Origin of the sequence: Flavobacterium soyangense (assembly GCF_015277675.1) — a bacterium.
GTDB lineage: Bacteria > Bacteroidota > Bacteroidia > Flavobacteriales > Flavobacteriaceae > Flavobacterium > Flavobacterium soyangense.
Genome location: NZ_JADHEC010000001.1, coordinates 44,063 through 64,656 on the forward strand (window position 1 = coordinate 44,063; position 20,594 = coordinate 64,656).

Annotated in this window: 13 protein-coding genes; all 13 read right to left on the reverse strand. The window is 33.9% G+C overall.

What is annotated here, in order from left to right; all coding sequences use genetic code 11:
• Positions 1 to 72: 72 nt before the first annotated feature.
• Positions 73 to 738, reverse strand: coding sequence for a phosphate signaling complex protein PhoU (phoU, locus tag IR213_RS00195; RefSeq protein WP_194310298.1), 666 nt, complete (start codon positions 736 to 738; stop codon positions 73 to 75).
• A gap of 57 nt (positions 739 to 795) precedes the next feature.
• On the reverse strand, positions 796 to 1,554 hold the full coding sequence (gene pstB, locus IR213_RS00200; RefSeq protein ID WP_194310299.1) for a phosphate ABC transporter ATP-binding protein PstB: 759 nt from the start codon (positions 1,552 to 1,554) through the stop codon (positions 796 to 798).
• 49 nt (positions 1,555 to 1,603) lie between these two features.
• Positions 1,604 to 2,548 carry a phosphate ABC transporter permease PstA gene (gene pstA, locus IR213_RS00205; protein WP_194310300.1) on the reverse strand — a complete coding sequence of 315 codons (945 nt, stop codon included), beginning with the start codon at positions 2,546 to 2,548 and terminating at the stop codon, positions 1,604 to 1,606.
• A gap of 2 nt (positions 2,549 to 2,550) precedes the next feature.
• On the reverse strand, positions 2,551 to 3,756 hold the full coding sequence (gene pstC, locus IR213_RS00210) for a phosphate ABC transporter permease subunit PstC (protein ID WP_194310301.1): 1,206 nt from the start codon (positions 3,754 to 3,756) through the stop codon (positions 2,551 to 2,553).
• 82 nt (positions 3,757 to 3,838) lie between these two features.
• Entirely contained in the window at positions 3,839 to 4,672 is an 834-nt protein-coding gene (locus IR213_RS00215; protein ID WP_194310302.1) for a phosphate ABC transporter substrate-binding protein, read from the reverse strand.
• Positions 4,673 to 4,758: 86 nt separating this feature from the next.
• Positions 4,759 to 5,592: a phosphate ABC transporter substrate-binding protein gene (locus tag IR213_RS00220; protein WP_194310303.1), complete on the reverse strand. Its 834-nt coding sequence runs from the start codon at positions 5,590 to 5,592 to the stop codon at positions 4,759 to 4,761.
• 46 nt (positions 5,593 to 5,638) lie between these two features.
• A complete protein-coding gene (locus IR213_RS00225) occupies positions 5,639 to 6,952 on the reverse strand; it encodes a porin (RefSeq protein WP_194310304.1) in 1,314 nt (437 codons plus the stop codon).
• A gap of 300 nt (positions 6,953 to 7,252) precedes the next feature.
• Positions 7,253 to 10,396, reverse strand: a complete 3,144-nt coding sequence (locus IR213_RS00230) for a T9SS type A sorting domain-containing protein (RefSeq protein WP_194310305.1) — start codon at positions 10,394 to 10,396, stop codon at positions 7,253 to 7,255.
• A gap of 238 nt (positions 10,397 to 10,634) precedes the next feature.
• Positions 10,635 to 13,634 (reverse strand): TonB-dependent receptor, encoded by a 3,000-nt coding sequence (locus IR213_RS00235; RefSeq protein WP_194310306.1) that lies wholly within the window; start codon positions 13,632 to 13,634, stop codon positions 10,635 to 10,637.
• 297 nt (positions 13,635 to 13,931) lie between these two features.
• On the reverse strand, positions 13,932 to 17,405 hold the full coding sequence (locus tag IR213_RS00240; protein ID WP_194310307.1) for an efflux RND transporter permease subunit: 3,474 nt from the start codon (positions 17,403 to 17,405) through the stop codon (positions 13,932 to 13,934).
• A gap of 10 nt (positions 17,406 to 17,415) precedes the next feature.
• The gene (locus tag IR213_RS00245; protein ID WP_228479040.1) at positions 17,416 to 18,630 is read right to left on the reverse strand and encodes an efflux RND transporter periplasmic adaptor subunit; all 1,215 of its coding nucleotides are present in this window, start codon (positions 18,628 to 18,630) and stop codon (positions 17,416 to 17,418) included.
• Positions 18,631 to 18,653: 23 nt separating this feature from the next.
• A complete protein-coding gene (locus tag IR213_RS00250) occupies positions 18,654 to 19,994 on the reverse strand; it encodes a TolC family protein (RefSeq protein ID WP_194310308.1) in 1,341 nt (446 codons plus the stop codon).
• The gene (locus IR213_RS00255) at positions 19,994 to 20,590 is read right to left on the reverse strand and encodes a TetR/AcrR family transcriptional regulator (RefSeq protein ID WP_194310309.1); all 597 of its coding nucleotides are present in this window, start codon (positions 20,588 to 20,590) and stop codon (positions 19,994 to 19,996) included. Before IR213_RS00255 ends, IR213_RS00250 begins: the two co-directional genes overlap by 1 nt.
• Positions 20,591 to 20,594 lie beyond the last annotated feature (4 nt).

Below are 20,594 nucleotides of genomic sequence, written 5' to 3' on the forward strand. Positions count from 1 at the left end.
TTAATAATTTTAAAGAAATTAGCGTTAATTGGTGTAATTCGTGGCAAAAAATTGTGGTGTAACCTAATTTACTTATAAATTCAGGTCTTCGTGTTTATCATGCTTTATAATTTTGGCATTTACCATAAAATGCACATACTCAGCAATATTAGTGCAATGCTCAGAAATACGTTCCAGATGTTTTAACACAATAACAAGATTAGTTCCAGAAACAACAACTTTAGAATGTGATTTCATTTCTCCTATAATCCCATCTATTGCGTCATCTCCTAGTTTCTTGATTGTACTATTCAAAATAAAAACTTCTCCAATCGTAATTTCGTCACGTGTCAAGTAACATTCATTAGTTTTCATAGTAATTAACTCAACTTTTTTGGCCAAATCGCCTATATCAAACTTGGCTATTAAATCGTGTTTGTCTTTAATATTTTTTGCTCTTTTAATAACGCTAACAGCTAAATCACCAATTCGTTCAATCTCATTGCTAATTTGCATTGCCGCCATAATAAACCTTAAATCTGAGGCAACTGGCTGCTGTAAAGCAAAAATACTTTGACAAATTTCGTCGATTTTTACATCTAATTTATCTATTTTGCTTTCTGTTTTCTTTACTTCTTTTCCTTCTATAGGTTCAGAGAGTAGTGCTTTTACAGATTCAACTACTTGGGTTTCGGCAAGATTACCAATTTTTATAATTTCGTTTTTAAGTCTTTCTAGTTCTATTTCAAAGTGTGTCATATAATATACGATTTTAGATATTTATTGGATAATTGGATAAAGGATTTTGAATACATATTATCCGAATCGTCCCGTGATATAATCTTCCGTTTGTTTTTGTTCTGGTTTTGTAAATATAGCATTTGTTTTGCCAATTTCTATTAATTCGCCAAGATAAAAGAACGCAGTATAATCACTTGTTCTTGCTGCTTGTTGCATATTATGGGTTACAATAATTATAGTGTATTGCTCCTTTAATTCGTGAACCAATTCCTCAATTTTTGAGGTCGAAATTGGATCCAAAGCACTTGCAGGTTCATCCATCAAAATAATATCAGGGCTTACCGCCAATGTTCTTGCAATACACAACCGTTGTTGTTGTCCACCTGAAAGTCCCATTGCCGAATCACCTAATCTGTCTTTTACTTCATCCCAAATTGCGGCTTGTCTTAGCGAAGTTTCCACAATTTCGTCTAATTCATTTTTGTCTTTAATTCCGTTGATTTTTGGACCATATGCAATGTTCTCATAAATAGATTTAGGAAACGGATTTGATTTTTGAAAAACCATCCCGATTTTCTTTCTAATATTGACAACATCTACGTTTTTATCATAAATATCAATGCCTTCAACCAGCATTTGCCCGGTAATTTTCACATCAGGAATAAGATCATTCATTCTGTTGATGCATCTTAAAAACGTTGATTTCCCACAACCTGAAGGACCAATTAGTGCCGTAACTTTATTTCTTGGAATCTCAAGTGAAATTTCTTTTAGTGCCTTTTTTTCGCCGTAGTATAATGATAAATCTTTTACTTCTATTTTTATGTTTTTCATTGTAATTTTTGTTAAGTCTAAAATATAAATTATTAGTTAGAATTTCGAATTATTTTGCTCTTCTCCTAATTCTGGATCTAATAATTACTGCTACTAAGTTTAACGATAAGGTTAGGATTAGCAATACTAACGTTGTAGCGAATTGTATCGGCATTGTTTTTTCAACATCAGATGATTGGGTTGACATAATATAAATATGATAACCCAAATTCATAAATTGATCACTCAAAGATTTTGGCAAAGTGGCTAAGTAATAGGCTGCCCCTGTAAATAAAATGGGAGCAACTTCTCCCGCGCCACGACTTACAGCAAGAATTGTTCCTGTCATGATTCCTGAAACTGAACCCGGAAAAACAACGTTTTTTATGGTTTGCCATTTGGTCGCGCCTAATGCTAAACTAGCTTCTCTTAATTCACGAGGAATTGTTTTTAAAGCTTCTTCGACAGAAACGATAATTACGGGAAGCGTAAGCAATGACATTGTAAGGCTTGCCCAAAGAATATTAGGTTGTCCCCAATGCAATTCACCGCCATTAAAAGCCTTGTCCATTCCTGTTCCCATAAATTGGATGAAAAATCCAAGTCCAAAAAGTCCAAATATAATTGATGGTACAACAGCTAATGTTCTAATCGAAAAGCGAACTGCCGCAGCAATTTTTGAATTTTCTTTGGCATATTCTGTCAAATAAATCGCAGTGATTGTTCCGAAAGGAACTGCCGCAATTGACATTACCACCACTAAAATAAAAGTCCCAATCAAGGCAGGAAAAATTCCTCCTTTTGTCATTCCGTCTGTTGGAAAAGAGCTGATGAATTCCCAAGAAAATTTTTCACGTCCTTCATAAACAATGATTCCTAAAATAATAAAAAGAATTGCAATAATCAATAAAACCGCAACTTGCGTGATTCCAACAACAAATTTTCCTTTTATGTCAATGCCCTTTTTTTTGTTAGAAAAAAATTGGTTTTCTGTTTCGTTTATAGTTGTTTCCATAATTATTTACCTTGGAATTTTTTGATTAATTTGCCTTTTACATAAAACTCTGCAACGGCATTTAATGCAAATGAAAAAATAAAAAGCAATGAGCCAATAAAAAATAAAACGCTGTAATGGGTTTCACCAAAAACAGTTTCGGCCATTTCAGCACCAATGGTAGCGGCAAATGTTCGCACACTTTCGAAAGGATTTGCCGATAAAAGCGCTGCGTTCCCTGTTGCCATAAGCGCAATCATTGTTTCACCAAAAACACGACCAATACCTAAAAGCAATGCTGCAAAAATTCCAGGAGTTGCTGCAGGCAATGTCACGAAAAAAGCGGTTTGCCATTTGCTTGCACCCAATGCTAAACTTGCTTCAGTATAAGTCTTTGGCACTGCCGAAAGTGCATCTTCTGAAATGGTATAAATAATTGGAATTGCTGCCAATGCCATTGCCACACCACCAATAAAAGCATTCAATCTAGAATCGTAGCCAAATATATCTTGGAAGAAAGTTGCCAAAACCATCAATGCAAAAAAACCAATTACTACAGATGGAAATGCAGCTAGCATTTCGATTATGGGTTTAATGATTTCTTTAGTTCTTTTCGAGGCAAAACACGAGGTATAAAGCGCTGCTAGTATGGCAAGTGGTCCAGCAATTAGCATTGCTATTATGGTAACCTTTAAGGTCCCTACGAGTAACGCAATTAATCCAAATCGAGGATGTTCAGAAACGGGAACCCATTCTGTGGTAAAAAAAGTGCTCCAGGTTTTGTCTGCGCCTTCTTTATTTTCTGAAACTGCTTCTGGAGTCTCATTTGAAGTGCTTTCCACTGTTGGTTCCGCTTTTACGTCACCATACGTTTCAGGTTTTAAATCTTCTTGAGTTACAGGTTCAGAACCGTAAGTTTCAGGTTTTAATTCCCCTTTTGCTGCTGGTTCAGCACCATAAGTTTCTGGTTTCAATTCCTCAGTAGGAGTTGAGCCATAGGATTCTGGCTTTGAATCTGTAGTAATTTCTGTTTTAGCAGCATCACTTTTTCCAAAATTAAAAATGGGCAACGACTCTTTAAAAACAAAGACAAAAATTAAAACGATGATTGTAATAGACAGAAAAGCAACCGATGAAATGATTTTCTCTGCTAGAAACTCAGAAAGCCTGAATTGTTTTTTCAGGCTTTCTTTGGTAAAATTTTGATTAATCGGAAATTGGGAATTCATTGATATTCTTTAAGAATTCATACTTTTTTAAATGCAAAATTATCCCTCACTAGAAACTGAAATGAGGGATAATGCAAAGATATTATTTTAAAGGGAAATAACCCGTTTCAACAACTAGTTTTTGGCCTTCTGGGCTTAAAACCCAATCAATAAAGGCTTTTGTTTCCCCTGTTGGTTTTGATTTTAAGTACATATACAAATATCTTGATATTGGATACGTTTTGTTTTTTATGGTAGCAGCAGTTGGTAAAATCCCTTTGCTTTTAGCATCTTTTTTAACTTTACAATCTTTTACACCTTCCGCATAAGCAGCTCCACCGTAACCTATACTATATTTATCTTTTTTCACTGCATTAACAATCGCTGCCGTTCCGGGTAAAGTTTGGCACGTTGGCGAAAAATCAGTCTTAACAACGTGTTCTTTGAAGAACTCAAAAGTTCCAGAGCTGCTTTCTCTACCGTACAATTGGATTTTAGCATCATCTCCTCCAACCATTTTCCAGTTCGTAATTTTTCCGGAAAAAATATCACCCAATTGTTGAATGGTTAATTCCGAAACCTTATTTCCTTTATTCAAGAATACTGACAAACCGTCTTTTGCACAAGGAATTTCAATTGCATTTTTACCAAAACTTGCTTTTATTTTCTCTAATTCGGCTGGCTTTATCGGACGGCTTGAATTAGCAATTTCTGTAGAGCCATTAATCAATGCCGCAAGTCCTACTCCTGATCCTCCTCCGGTTACTTGAATAGTTGTTTCAGGATGCTTTTTCATATACAGTTCAGCCCATTGCTGTGACAAAATCACCATAGTATCAGAACCTTTAATAGTTACCTTACTTGCTGTAGTAAATGAATATCCAATAGTCATTATGACTACTAAAATTGCTGCGAATTTAATGTTTTTAATTTTCATATGATTTTATATTAATTTTGATAAAAATATAAAAAATCCCTCACTACGTGCAGCAAGGGATATTAAATAATTGTTATATAAAATTATTATTTTACTGGGAAATAGCCTACTGTTGCAATAATATTTTGTCCTTCTGGACTCAAAATCCAATCAATAAAAGCTTTTGTTTGACCAGTCGGTCTAGATTTTAAGTACATATACAAGTATCTTGATATTGGATAAGTTTTGTTTTTAATTGTTTCGGCAGTTGGCGCATAAGCAGGGCTTTTGTCGTCTTTTTTTACTTTACAATCTTTTACACCTTCAGCATAAGCTGCACCACCGTATCCAATTCCGAATTTATCTTTTTTTACTGCATTTACAATAGCAGCTGTTCCAGGTAAAGTTTGACAGCTTGGAGAATAATCTGTTTTTACAACATTGTCTTTAAAGTAAACGAATGTTCCTGAACTGCTTTCTCTTCCGTATAATTTGATACTTGCATCAACTCCTCCAACTTCTTTCCAGTTTTTTATTTGTCCTGAAAATATTTGTCCAATTTGTTTTAATGTAAGTTCAGAAACTCCATTAGCTTTATTGATGTAGATTGAGATACCATCTTTAGCACAAGGAATTTCAACACCAAGTGTATTGTACCTTTGTTTTAGTTTGTCTAATTCAGACGATTTAATTGGACGGCTAGAATTAGCAATATCAGTTGATCCATTAATTAAAGCTGCAAGACCTACTCCTGAACCACCACCAGTCACCTGAATTGTAGCTTCTGGGTGTTTTTGCATATAAACTTCAGCCCATTTTTGAGATAAAATAACCATAGTATCAGACCCTTTTACTGTTACTTTTTCTATAGCTGTAAACGAAAATCCTATTGTCATCACGACTAATAAAATTACTGCGATTTTAATTTTTGTTGTTTTCATTTTAAATTTGATTACTTTTTGAATTATAAATAGAAATTATTATTTATTAAAATTTAGCTTGAAGTCTTATCGTAAAAGTGTTATCTTTTTTGTCCCTGTTTACGAAATCAGTACCAACACCCGCAATTGAACTTTTTTCATTCGTTGGCAATATATAACCAAAATTAATTTTAATATTATCATCAAAGAAATATTGCCAAGAAATTGACCACGTGCTGTATTTTAAATCCCCAGCATTAGCTACTTGATTACCTGATATTTTTCTATTAGGATCCCAAACGTCATAACGAGCAATAAATTGATTTTTTACTCCAATGTTTTTAATAAATGTTGCATAAAAACTTCTAAAATCTCTCACTCTATTGAAATTAAAATTAGAATTATTTTGAACAGCATTAGTCGTTCCAGAAATTGTTCCTGATATATACTCTCCTTTTAAGGCTGCGCCTCCCAAGAAATCATAATACACCTGCACTTCAGCTCCATACCATTTTTTATCTAACTTATCTCCAACTCCTGGCGTAAAATTAACACTATTCACGTCACTAAAAACAGTTACAGGCGTAGTTTGCGAAAGAATTTGTGTTGAACCAAGATAACCATGACCGCCAAAATCAATACCAAGACCTGAACTAGGTAATTTTAAAGAGTATACCGCCCTTACAATAACATCTTTATTGTTATCTATATCCCTCAATTGGTTTCCTATTGCGCCCAGATTAAAATTCCCGTTTACAACAGCCAATTGAAGTTTCAAAGGCAAGTGGTATTTTGTTTCAAAATTGGCTTCCAATTTTGCTCCCAATTCTTTTTCTCCAGGATACAATATCCCAGCAGCTCTTGTTCTTTCTAAAGTTTCAATGGAACCAGAAGAATATTCAAGCTCGTAATTTGGTCTGTCAAACTGACCTAAAAACAAAGAAAATGTTTTTGTCCAACGATCATTCAAAACCACATAAGCATCCTTCAACGAAACTTTATCGAAAGAAAAATCTGGTTGCAATACAAATTTAACTCCTTCTGCAGCTTCGTAAGCAAATTTAATTCTTGCTCTTCTTAAAAAAAACGAATTTGTAACTAAAGTTGGAGGAGTTGTTGAAGCTACTGAAATTCCATGACCGGCAGCACCCCATGTGTCATACACATCATATTGAGCCTGAATGTATCCTGAAACTTTAATTTTTGTCAATTTAGCAAGGTCACTATCCATAGTAGATAGTCTTTCATCTAATCCTGAGAATTTCATTGAATGCTCATCAATGGATTCTTTTAAAGATTGAATAATAGTGTCTTTTTGAACCTCTTGTGCTTTAGCCATAAATGCGCCTAATAATAAAAACGCTAGTGTAATTTTTTTCATTCTTAGTTGTATTGGTTGATTTTCTGATGCAAAGATGCGGATGCAATGTTAAGCTAACGTTAACTCGACATTAATCAAATGTTATTTTAATGTTAAGCAGAATATTACTATTAATTTATCGCTAAAATAAAGCCTTTGTCTTACACTATTTGAATTTAGAATTGCAGGGCTTGTACGGTAATTAGCCCCGAAATTCCCTATCATATCTACGAACAAATATTTATTATATAGGTTTTTTTTCAAAAAATAAAAAAGCCTGTAAAAAATAAATTTTTACAGGCTTAAAGGTATTAAAAATATTTAATCTTTGATAACTCTAACCGATTTGCTTATGTTACCTTGTTTTAAAACTATGATATAAACTCCTGGAGCATATCCATTACCAATTTCTTGGTTGTTAATGTTTGTATAGTTTACACTTAGAGATTCTAATAATTTCCCTGTAAGATCGTAAGTCGCAACTTTTACATTTTCATCACTAGGTGAGAAGTAATTAATTTTAAAACTATTTGCCGATGGATTTGGATATACCACTAAAGAGAATTCTGAACTTGCAATGAAATTATCTGTTCCAAGACTTGCATCTGTAAAATCAGCACCAGTCAATGCAATAGAACCTGTAGCAGGTCTGTAATCTAATCCTGTATATATTGTTGCATCAGTCAAATCGTAAGGTTTGGTAAGTAAACCACCATTAGAAGATACTGTTGTATTGCCATTGGCAGCATACCAAGTAGTCATATTAAAACTCGGATTAACTCCAGCAGTTATTGTTCCTGGAGAATTTACCTGCAACTCTTTTGAAACTATTCCTGCCATAATGTTGTTTTTCCATTTCAACGTGTTGTTTATAGCATTTGTTTCTGTTGTAACACCATCTATATGTAATCCTTCTTGGAAATCCATAAAAATTGAATTGTAGACCTTAAGTTGTGTATTTCTTCTTAAACGTGCCGCTCTTTTATATCCTGAAGCTATTGTTCCTCCATTTGGCAATGTCAATCTGTATGAAGGCCCTAATAAAGTCATATTTGTAAAAATGGCTCCTGTGTATGGAGAAACTGCAGTACTTGATGCATTGTTGTCAGATTCAAATCCTTCTGAAGTAGAAACCGTCGGATTGTCTGAAATTTGAGGGTCTCTAATTCCTAATCCAAATTGTACGCTTCCACTATATCCATTATCTGTATCAAAATCATCATCAAGCCCTCTGTAAGCAATGATATGTTTACAGTTTACTGTTCCTCCAAACCATTCAAATGAATCATCATTGGCGAATGATACCTGAACATAATCAATTGTTGTTCCTCTTCCCACAGCTCCAAATGTTAAACCGTTTATTTCTTGATTTGCAGCATACACATAGCCTGCGTATTCGATTCTTACATATTTTAATGTTCCTGAATTGTCGTTGTCGTCCGGAGATAAACCTCCTCCATACTCTGTATCTGTACTTGCAGCAATACCTTCAATATTGTTTACACCATTGTTGATATTAAAAGAACCTTTACCCAATAAAATAACACCTCCCCAATCACCTTTGTTTCTAGAACCAACAGCATTGTCAGAAGTGAAAACAATTGGATTTGTCGCAGTTCCTATTGCTATAACTTTAGCTCCTTTAGTTACAAACAAACCAGCTCCTGTAGCCGTATGATCTGCTCGGATAACAACACCTGCATCAATAGTTAGGGTAGCATTGTTTTTTACATAAGTTTGACCTTTTAAGTAGTATGTGTTTCCTGCTGTCCAGTGGGTATCAACAGTGATATTAGCTGTTACATCTACATTAGGCGTAGGATATACAGCATTTTGTGGGTCAAAATTAGTCCAAGAATCTGTCCACATTGGGATTGGGGCTGGAGCAAATGCGCCTCTATAAGCAACCTTAGTAATTGTAGGACAATTAGACTGAATGGCAGTATTTGTATCATCGCAATCAGGACCATTTGTTGTAAAAGAATATCCTATAGGTGGAGTCGCAGCCGCTAATACAGCCGTGCCAGAATCATATCCATCACCGTCAACATCTACATAATAAGTAGTTTGAAGGTTCCCTGTGAAACTTGCATCTGTAAAATCAGCACCAGTCAATGCAATAGAACCTGTAGCAGGTCTGTAATCTAATCCTGTATATATTGTTGCATCAGTCAAATCGTAAGGTTTGGTAAGTAAACCACCATTAGAAGATACTGTTGTATTGCCATTGGCAGCATACCAAGTAGTCATATTAAAACTCGGATTAACTCCAGCAGTTATTGTTCCTGGAGAATTTACCTGCAACTCTTTTGAAACTATTCCTGCCATAATGTTGTTTTTCCATTTCAACGTGTTGTTTATAGCATTTGTTTCTGTTGTAACACCATCTATATGTAATCCTTCTTGGAAATCCATAAAAATTGAATTGTAGACCTTAAGTTGTGTATTTCTTCTTAAACGTGCCGCTCTTTTATATCCTGAAGCTATTGTTCCTCCATTTGGCAATGTCAATCTGTATGAAGGCCCTAATAAAGTCATATTTGTAAAAATGGCTCCTGTGTATGGAGAAACTGCAGTACTTGATGCATTGTTGTCAGATTCAAATCCTTCTGAAGTAGAAACCGTCGGATTGTCTGAAATTTGAGGGTCTCTAATTCCTAATCCAAATTGTACGCTTCCACTATATCCATTATCTGTATCAAAATCATCATCAAGCCCTCTGTAAGCAATGATATGTTTACAGTTTACTGTTCCTCCAAACCATTCAAATGAATCATCATTGGCGAATGATACCTGAACATAATCAATTGTTGTTCCTCTTCCCACAGCTCCAAATGTTAAACCGTTTATTTCTTGATTTGCAGCATACACATAGCCTGCGTATTCGATTCTTACATATTTTAATGTTCCTGAATTGTCGTTGTCGTCCGGAGATAAACCTCCTCCATACTCTGTATCTGTACTTGCAGCAATACCTTCAATATTGTTTACACCATTGTTGATATTAAAAGAACCTTTACCCAATAAAATAACACCTCCCCAATCACCTTTGTTTCTAGAACCAACAGCATTGTCAGAAGTGAAAACAATTGGATTTGTCGCAGTTCCTATTGCTATAACTTTAGCTCCTTTAGTTACAAACAAACCAGCTCCTGTAGCCGTATGATCTGCTCGGATAACAACACCTGCATCAATAGTTAGGGTAGCATTGTTTTTTACATAAGTTTGACCTTTTAAGTAGTATGTGTTTCCTGCTGTCCAGTGGGTATCAACAGTGATATTAGCTGTTACATCTACATTAGGCGTAGGATATACAGCATTTTGCGGGTCAAAATTAGTCCAAGAATTTGTCCACAATGCCGCAGGAGCTGGAGCAAATGCCCCTCTATAGCTAGTTGCGATAATTTGTGAAAAACTTGTAAACCCTGCTAATAAAAGCATCGATAAAATGTAAATTTTTTTCATTGTGTTTTTTATAAGTTATTTAGCAAAAATAGGTTCGAAGTGTAATTTCAAGGTTATCTAAATAATATAGAAATGTCATTATTAAGTTACCTAATTGTTAATTCGTTTAAGGATTTATAACCCAATTCTGTTTGTAAGAGACAATTAATTGAATTATCCTAAAATCAAAAAACCTTGAAGTCTAACTCCAAGGTTTTCAATAAAAAAAGCAACTAAAAATTATAATTAATCCATCTTTTTAAAAATTATAATAAACTCCTAATGAAAGCGTTGGTCCAAATTTTGTTTTCGAAACAATATCATCTTCCTTACTGTTGTATCCATTTTTATTTTGAGAATCTCCTGTAAAAACCTTGTTCACAAAAGCATTGAAACCCTTAATTTCTTTTGTGCCTGACAAATCATTGTTTTGGTAAATATACAAATCTTGAGCCAGTGCATTTTGAACATTAAATCTAAATTCCAATTTGTCTTTTAAAAAGAATTTTGCTAATTGAAAATCTAAAACTGTTCTGCTTTTTTCCCAATATGCATAAGTTTCATCGTTTTGGGTTTGGTTTCCATGAATGGCAATTCTGTTTCCAATTCTATTCATATTGGCCGAAAAAGACCAACCTAATTCTTTATTCATATACTGAAGTCCTGCATTGAAAACATAAGGGGACTGACCTTGCAATGGAGTGTCTTCTAGCTTGTCCGAACTTACCAAATTAGAAATGTCCACTTTGGAGCGAATTATCGCCAAGTTTGTAAACAGCGTCAAATCATTTAAAATTTTAGTGTTTTCAGAACTAAATATAGAACTTACCAATGTTCTATATTCTAACTCAATACCATAATTTGTTCCTGATAGCGCATTTTTGTACTGATTGGAGTTATTAGCTTTCGCTATCACTTCAATTGGATTAGTGAAATCCTTATAGAATGCAGAAATTGAGAACAATTGTGCTTTTCCTGGAAAAATTTCATATCGTAAATCGGCATTAATAATGTCTGTGATTTTCAAAGTTGGGTCTCCAGAAGTATTCATTTTTGTGGCATTATCATAAAACAAGAACGGTGCTAATTCTCTAAATTCTGGTCGGTTCAGCGTTTTTGAAGCACTCAGTCTCAAATTTTGTTTTTTAGTAAGGCTATAAATAACATTCACCGAAGGTAAAAAATCAAATTGAGTAACATCTACTTTTACGGGATCTCCATTATCATACTTTGAATCCAACTTTTGAGAGTAATTCTCCAATCGAGCTCCCCAAACCACTCTAAATTTATTAAAAATGTTGTCAATCATTAAATACTCAGCGTCTAAATTGGATTCAGCCGTATAGCTATCATTCCCTTTTGTACCATCAAACAAGGTTAACCCACTTGATTTCGGACCTAAAATACCCACATTTGCCGCATTAAAAATTGTGGAATTGGTTTGTGTTTGGATAGAAGTTAAAAAAGTTGAGTCACCATATTGAATCCCACTAATTGTGCCATTAAAAGGATTATATCCCAATTGTCTAGCTGCAAACTTTCTGTTTCGAGATTGTGTAATTCCTCCTATTTTTAAGTCCGTAGTGAATCCTTTAGGGAAATTAATTTTTTTGCTGATATCTACTTTTGTGCTAATGATATATTCCTTATTTTCTTGCGTATAAATAGATCCTGGATAATCTGCCCCTACTGAATTAATAGAGAAAAATGCAGTTGGTGTTGATTCGCTTCCATCGTCATATTTTGTATATACATAGGCATTACGTCTTTCACTAGGCACTTCCCTACTTACATTACTAAAAGAACTTACCCAATTTATTTTTATCTTGCTCACTGGTAAAAAATGCTCTCCGGCCAATTGACCTGTATAAATTTTGTTGTTAATATAAAGTCTGTTTGTAGAACTAATGTAAAACGGGTCACTTTCTTGACTCAAAGATCCATTTCTGTACATTATTCTGCTCTCAGAATTAACACTGTATAAATTTTTGAAACTAAAACTGTTGTTTACATTTATTTTTAATCCCAAGTTTACAATAGCTCCCGAAAGTTTTTGCTCATTATACGTTTGGTCTAATTGATTCTCTTTAAGTGCACCCGGCGTTTCGTATGTCCTTCTATTTGTTTCATTGTAATTGTTTGTAACATTATGTGAAAGAGAAACTAACAAACCCAAACTTTCCTCACCAATAAATTTAAAATACCTTCCAAGTGTATATTGAAAACTAGTGTTTGGGCTAAATTTTTTGTTGTCCAAATTCCAGTCCGTCTGATAAGTTTTTGCTAAAGATGCTATTTGCTGAATACTCGTTTCTGTTTTTGTGTTTTGCAAAGTTTGAAAACTAGCAACATCAGGAAAATATGACGGTAAAGCTGATTTTATATCCTTAGAATAAAGCTGATTTTTTCCTGTGGTAATGGTGTTATACCCTGTTCCAATTGCAATTGTCTGAAAATTTTTATCCGGGGTTGCCTTAGTGGTAATCTCTACAACTCCTCCAGCAAATTCTCCGGGTAAATCTGGTGAAGCTGTTTTGTAAATTACCAAGTTATCAATCATGTTGGCAGGAAAAATGTCAAACGAAAAAGCTTTTCTGTCGGGCTCTGTACTCGGAAGAGGTGCTCCATTCAAATAAGTGGTGTTATATCTATCATTCAAACCTCGTATAATGACAAATTTATTATTTTGAATACTAGCTCCACTAATACGTTTCAATACATCAGATGCAGTTTTATCAGGAGTCCTTTTGATGCTTTCAGCAGATATTCCATCAGAAACTCGAACACTGTTTTTCTGCATTGTCAAAAGCGATTTTACCGATTCCGTCTTGGCTTTAACAGTTTTTACAACAACCTCATCCAAAACACCATTCAATTCAGATAAAGAAACCGTCAAAATTGTAGCTTCCTTATCAATAACCTCAACCTCAGAAATTATTTTGGTTGCAAATGAAAATAAAGAAAACTGTAAGTTATATTTACCGGCAGGCATTTTTCTAAAGCTAAATTTTCCTTCAGCATCTGTTAGATTCGCTAGCTTTGTCCCCACTATTGAAATAAGAACTCCAGGCAAAGGCTTTCCTGTAGATTCTTCTATTACGGTTCCTTTAATAATGGAAGACTCATCAATCTTATTAGATGATATAGAAGTTGGCGTAGCATTTGCTACATAAGAATTTGTTGATTCTGCAACATCAGAACTTTGAGAAAACACAGAGGAAACAAAAAATAAAAAGAAAAAAAAGAAAGATAATTTCATTGAAATATTATTGATTAAAAACTCTAAAATATTGCAACAAAAGTACTTTTTATAGCCACTGTTAATGTTAAATATGGATTAACAAATTCTTACAAAACAAACCATAAGTTAACTTATTGTAATCTAAACTATAATTTTTTGTACTTAATTCTTTTAAGTTAATTCGTAATGAAATTTGACGTTTAGCAATAATTTTTCAAAATAAAAAAAGATGATAAATTAAGGTTATTCTCTTTTGGATACATTTCATAAAAAAACCTCGAAAAATAAATTAGACGAGGTTTTTTATAAATATTTTTAGCCTTCGATAGCACGAGCTTCCCTTCTGTCACGCAACCAGTATTTCATTCTTTTTACTAGATAGAACATTACCGGAACCATCACTAATGTCAAAACCGTGGCATACGTCAATCCGAAGATAATCGTCCAGGCTAATGGTCCCCAGAAAATTACATTGTCTCCACCCATAAAAAAGTGCGGATTAAAATCAGTAATCAAGGTAAAAAAGTCAAAGTTCAATCCAATTGCTAACGGAATCAATCCTAAAACTGCTGTTAAAGCGGTCAATAATACCGGACGCAAACGCGATTTTCCTGATTCGATAATCACTTCTTTTATTTCGTTTAAGGTTAAATCGTCATGTGATTCAACTCCTTTGTCGTATACTTTTTTATCCATCAGCAAGACGAAGAAATCCATTAATACGATACCATTTTTTACCACAATACCCGCTAGAGATATGATTCCCATCATCGTCATCAGAATTACGAAATCCATATTTGCAATCACATAACCATAGAAAACACCACTAAAACTCAAAATTACAGTGAATAAAATCACCATCGTTTTCGAAATTGAATTAAATTGCAACACAATAATGAGAGTTATTCCTGCCAAGGCTAAGAAAAGGGCGTACATCAAGAAACTTTGATTTTTACCTTGTTCTTCTTGTACTCCTGAAAAGGAATAGCTGACTTCTTTTGGTAACTCATAATTTTTTAATTCTGTTTTGATTTGTTTGGTAATTTCATCACCATTATAACCCGTCAAAACATTTGAATAAATGGTCATTATTCGCTTGTTATTCTTTCTTTTGATCTGATTATAAGTTGTTGTTTTTTCGGTTTTAGAAATCGCTGAAATAGGAATTTGTTGAATTTGTCCGTTATTCTGGTTTCTAAACGTCAATGATTGATTGAAAAGAATATTTTCATTCTTACGTTGATCGTCTTGCATACGCATTACGATATTGTAATCGTCATCGCCTTCTTTGTACGTCGAAATTTCTTGACCGTAAACTGAACGACGCAAAGCAAAACCTAATTGTCCTGTAGAAACTCCCATACTTCCAGCATTTACTCTGTCAACTTTTACCTCAAGTTCCGGACTGTTTCTATTGATGTCGATACTCAATTTTTCGATTCCTGGAATGTTTTTCGAATTAACAAAAGCAATCATTTTATCGGCTTCTTTTAGCATCGAATCATAATCTTCTCCTTTTAGTTCAATACTGATAGGATAACCTGCCGGCGGACCATTGGCATCTTTTTCGACCGTAATCGTGGCACCTGCAATGGCTTTTACTTTGGAACGAATTTCTTCTAAAATATCCGAAGTGTTAATACCTTCTCGGAATTTGAATTCCGAGAAACTTACTGTTACTTTTCCTTTAAAAGGCGTTTCTGAGGCAGAACCCGCATCTACATTTGGATTTCCTGCACCAACACCCACTTGCGAAACAATTGATTCGGCAAGGAAGTTTTTGTCAGTTTTTGGATCTACATATTTTTGCAAGATTCCAATGATTTGATTTTCTACAAACAAGGTCGCTTTATTGGTTTTTTCAATCGAAGTTCCTTGTGGATATTCGATGTATGTAATTACTTGATTTGGAATATTATCAGGAAAAAACAATACTTTTCTTGGAAAAATACCTAACAATATAAAGGAGAAAAACAACAATCCAATAATTGATACGAGCGCAATCCAAGAATTCTTTTTGGTTAGAATTTTGGCTAGAAATATTTTGTATTTTTCTTCCATCTTCGGGAAAAAACTGTGTTGAAAATCCTGAGTCCATTGGTACAATTTAAGGAAATACAACCACATTAAACCTGTTGAAATTAATAATAAATGTCCAACTCCTCTCAAAAATTTACTGTCATAAGTATATTTAGAGCCAATAAAAGCCAAGAATATTCCGAAAGCCAAAAATAGTATAGTATAGAATTTTAAATTCTTTTTCGAAATATTTTTGTCTTCAATATCCATCGAACCACCTGTCATTGCGGCATTGACAACCATTGCCACAAATAATGAAGCGGTAAGTGTCACGGTCAAAGTCATAGGGAAATATTTCATAAATTTACCCATAGTCCCTGGCCATAAGGCAAAAGGTAGAAACGCCATCAAGGTGGTAGCTGTTGAGGAAATTACTGGCCAAGCGATTTCGCCAATACCTATTTTTGAAGCTTCTATTCTTGGCAATCCTTTTTTCATATTGGCAAAAACGTTGTCGACGACCACAATACCATCATCGACCAGCATTCCTAATCCCATTACTAATCCAAAAAGTACCATCGTGTTCAATGTCAATCCTAAAGCCGAAAGTACTGCAAAAGCAATCATCATAGACAGCGGAATTGCTGCTCCAACAAACAAGGAATTTCGTAATCCCATTGTGAACATCAACACAATCATTACCAGAATAATCCCAAAAATAATATGATTCGATAATTCATCTACCTGATGTTCTACACGAGACGATTGGTCGTTTGTCATTTCGATTTTCAGGTTTTTTGGCAGATAGGAAATTTTTGCCTTTTCTATTCTTTCTTTCACCTGATCAATGGCCGAAATCATATTTTGTCCCGAACGTTTTTTTACACTAAGCATCACAACTTCGGAACCTTTTTCGCGAGCGTAAGTCGTTTTTTCTTTCTCTTTGAAACTTACTTTGGCAATGTCTTTTAGATAGACCGTTCCGCCGTATGATTTTACAATGATGTTTTCCAGTTCTTTTGGGTCTTTAATTTCACCCACAATTCTAATGTTGTTTCTAGAACCTTGAGAAACTAAATTTCCTCCAGAAAGGGTCATATTTTCATATTTTACCGCATTCTGAATTTCGTCGAAAGTTACTTGTGCAGCTGTCATTTTGAAAATATCTACCGCAATTTCTACTTCTTTGTCGTCTACACCCAGAATATCCACTTTTTTCACTTCGGATATTTCTTCTATATCATCCTGAAGCAATTTTCCGTATTTTTTAAGTTGTTGCGTTGTGTAATTTCCTTGTAGATTGATGTTTAGAATAGGCACTTCTTCAGAAATGTTCAGTTCAAAAACATTTGGTTCTACCTTGCTTCCGTTGTCTAAATTAGGCCAATCGGTATCCGCTTTGGCATTATCGACTTTATCTTTAATTTTTACTTTGGCGGCATCAATTGAAACATCATCGTCAAATTCAGCGATAATTATTCCGTAATCTTGAAACGAGCTCGAAGTTACTTTAGTAACCCCGCTTATGTTTTTGATTTCTTTTTCTAATGGTTTTATGACCAATTTCTCTACATCTTCGGATGAATTTCCAGGAAAAACGGATGAAATGTATACTTTATTCTCGATGATTTCCGGAAAATCCTCACGAGGCATTGTAATATAAGCGTAAACTCCTGTAATTACAATTAAAGCAGTTATGATATAAACCGTAACACGATTGTCAACCGCCCAATTAGAAATTGCGAATTTTTTATGATTAATATTGTGCATTTTTTTTTGTTTAGAAATTAAGTTTCATTCCTTCAGAAATCGTGTTCATGCCTTCAGTCACAATTACATCATTACTTGATAATCCGCTTAAGATTTCTGTTACATTATCTGATGATTGTCCTAGTTTTACGATTACTTTTTTAGCAGTTCCCGTTTTTCCGCTTACATTTATTGCAGTGTAAACATATTTATTTCCTTTGCCATCTTCCTGAATTACATTCGTAGGAATCACCACTGCATTTTTACTTAAATAATCAGTGATTTTAAGATTTGCCACTTGGTTAGGACGCAATAAATTTTCTGGATTTGGAACACTCACTTCAATACCAAAACTTCGGTTACTAGGATTGACAAAATTTCCAATTTGACGAACCTTTCCTTTGTATGTCTTTCCTAAAGAAGTCAATAAAACATCCACTTCAGTACCCACTTTTAGTTTGCCAATGTAGGTTTCAGGAACCGATGTCGAAACATACATATTCGATAAATTCACGATTCGCATTAATCCTTGTTGGCTTGGGGCAACAACCTGTCCTTTTTCAACAAAAACTTCATCAATAACTCCTGAAAATGGGGCTTTTATAACTGTTTTTGATAATTGAGCTTTAATTTGGGCAACACCTCTTTGAGCAGAAACCATTTGAGTTTGCGCTTGTAAATATTGCATTTCTGAACCAATTTTTTGATTCCAAAGATTTTTTTGACGTTCATAAGTGGTTTTTGCCAAAGCATATTGGTTTTCTAGACTCGCCACTTGTTGGCTTAATCCAGCATCATCAATTTTTCCTAGAATTTGCCCTTTTGAAACTTTTTGTCCGGCTTTTACATTCAACACAACTAAAGTTCCTTGAAATTCAGGTTGAACCAAAATATTTTCTTTTGTATCTACACTTCCTTGAATTTCAATATAATGACTAAAAACGGTATCTTTTAAAGTAAGAACCGAAACCAGCGCTTCGTCTTTTTTAATGTCTAATGTTGCCAATGCTTCATCAATTTTGGTTAAATCCTCTTGGATTAAGGTTTTTTTGGACTGAAGTGCTGTAACATTTTTTGATTTAATTAAAGAATCAATGGTAGTGTTGTCTTCTTTCTTTCCGCAAGAAAAAAGGAGTAGTGAAAATGCTGAGATGATGAATATTTTTTTACTCATGACTGTTATATTGTTTTTTTGGAATTGCGTTGCCAGTTCGCTAACGCTCGTGTCGTGAATCTTTGATTTCATTTGTATGGCTATTTATATTGGAATTATTGTTTGTTGATTATTTTTTCTAAAGCTGCTTTTTTGTTGATTATATCTACCATAGATTGTAGGTATTTTTGTTGCGTGGTATACAATTGTCTTTGTGCATCATTGTAATCAAAACTAGAGGATAAACCCTCGGTAAATTTTATTTGTTGTTTTTTTTCGATTCTTTCGGCGAGATTCAAACTTGTTTTTGCCGTAGCATATTCTTCAATACTGAATTCATATTCGCTTTTTGCAACTGAATACTGTAATTTTAATTTTTGTTCTGTCTCTGTTAACTGGGTCTTGGCTTGTTCTATGGCTATTTTAGCCTGTTGTTCCCTGGAACTTCTGGCCAAACTACTAAATATAGGGACGTGTAAACTCACGCCAAGATTGGAGTAATTGAACCAACGTTGGTTTTTAGTCAAAAATTCGAATTTATTGCCAAAACCATTGTATCCAAAATTCACGTTAGCCGATAAAGTAGGCAGAGCTTTGCTTTTTTCTAATTTATATTCGAGTTGCCTTTGTTCCTCAAAATTCGAAGCTATCTGATAATTTATATTGTTTTTTGCTTCGAATTCATTTTGAAAAAGGGATAAATCTAAATTAGATATGGCTAGGTTATCTAGTTTGTCAGTGAGTTTTAAATTATCATTTATGTCCATTCCCAAGGTAATTTTCAACATTTTATATACAGCCTCAACCAGTCTTTTATTATAATTAAGGGTGCTGTTTACGGTTGTAAGTGTAATTTGAAGCTGTTCAACATTTTCCTCTTCAATCAGGCCGTTTTTAAAAGTTTCCTTGGTGTCTGACAATGTTTTTTCTAATGTTGCTTTATTTTTCTCGAGAATGGAGATACTCTCTTCGGCCAGCAAAACATTTCCATATGCATTGATGACATTTTCGGTAACATCTGCATTTGTTTTGTGTTTGGCATTTTCATAATATTTTAGGTATGTTTTTGAGGCTTGTAATGCTACAATATATGACCCATCAAAAATTAGCTGGTTCAAAGTGGCATGCGTAACCACATTATTCTTATTCCCAAAGGAGACTTCGGCAAAATCACCTTTTTTCCCCCCGAAAAATTCAGCAGGAATAAGTGATTTTTGCAAAACAAAGTTGTTGGTATAGTCAACACCCGCGCTAATTTGTGGCAAACCTGCAGCGGTAGTTTCCCATTTTTTTTCTTTAGATGCTTCAATGTCACGTCCTGCATTTATAACCGAATAGTTATTGGTCAATGCGTGACTTATGGCTTGTTCTAGACTAAAACTGTAGTTTTTCTTTTGTTCTTGAGATTTTGCCGTGATTGCAAAAACTAATAAAGGTATTAAAAATAGTTTCTTCATTATAGATTAAAATTTTGTATTTGTTTTTCGAGTTCAATTATTCCTTCTGGCGTTGCCATTGCTCTGGTATGGTATTCTAATGCTTGTAATTCAAGTTCTTTAACTTCTTTTTCAGAAATGGTGTTTCCATTAATGCTAAAAATAAGAGTATAATAAAAAACAACATAGGTATCAACCAGCATTTCTTTTCGATACAAACCCTCTTGAATCCCTTTTTCGATATTTTGTTTAAAAACCTTATTACACTCGTTTATTTCTCGGGACATGACCATATTATAGATTTCTGGATAATGTTTTTTTAATTGATAGATAGGAGAGGTTTCACCTACATTAAACATTTCTTTGAACATCTTTCTGATTTCAAAATTTTCTTTGATGGCATTGTAATTTTTCTCCACAATTGTATTGATACTTTGATGGATTGCTTTGTGAACCATTTCGGTAGTTTCTTCAATTAGGAGTTCCTTATTGCAGAAATATTTGTAAATGGTTTTTTTAGAAATACACATTTCCCCGGCAATATCATCCATAGTAACACTCTTGAAACCCAGTTTCAAGAACAAATCAGTGGCTTTGGCAATAATTTTTTCTTTCATTTTT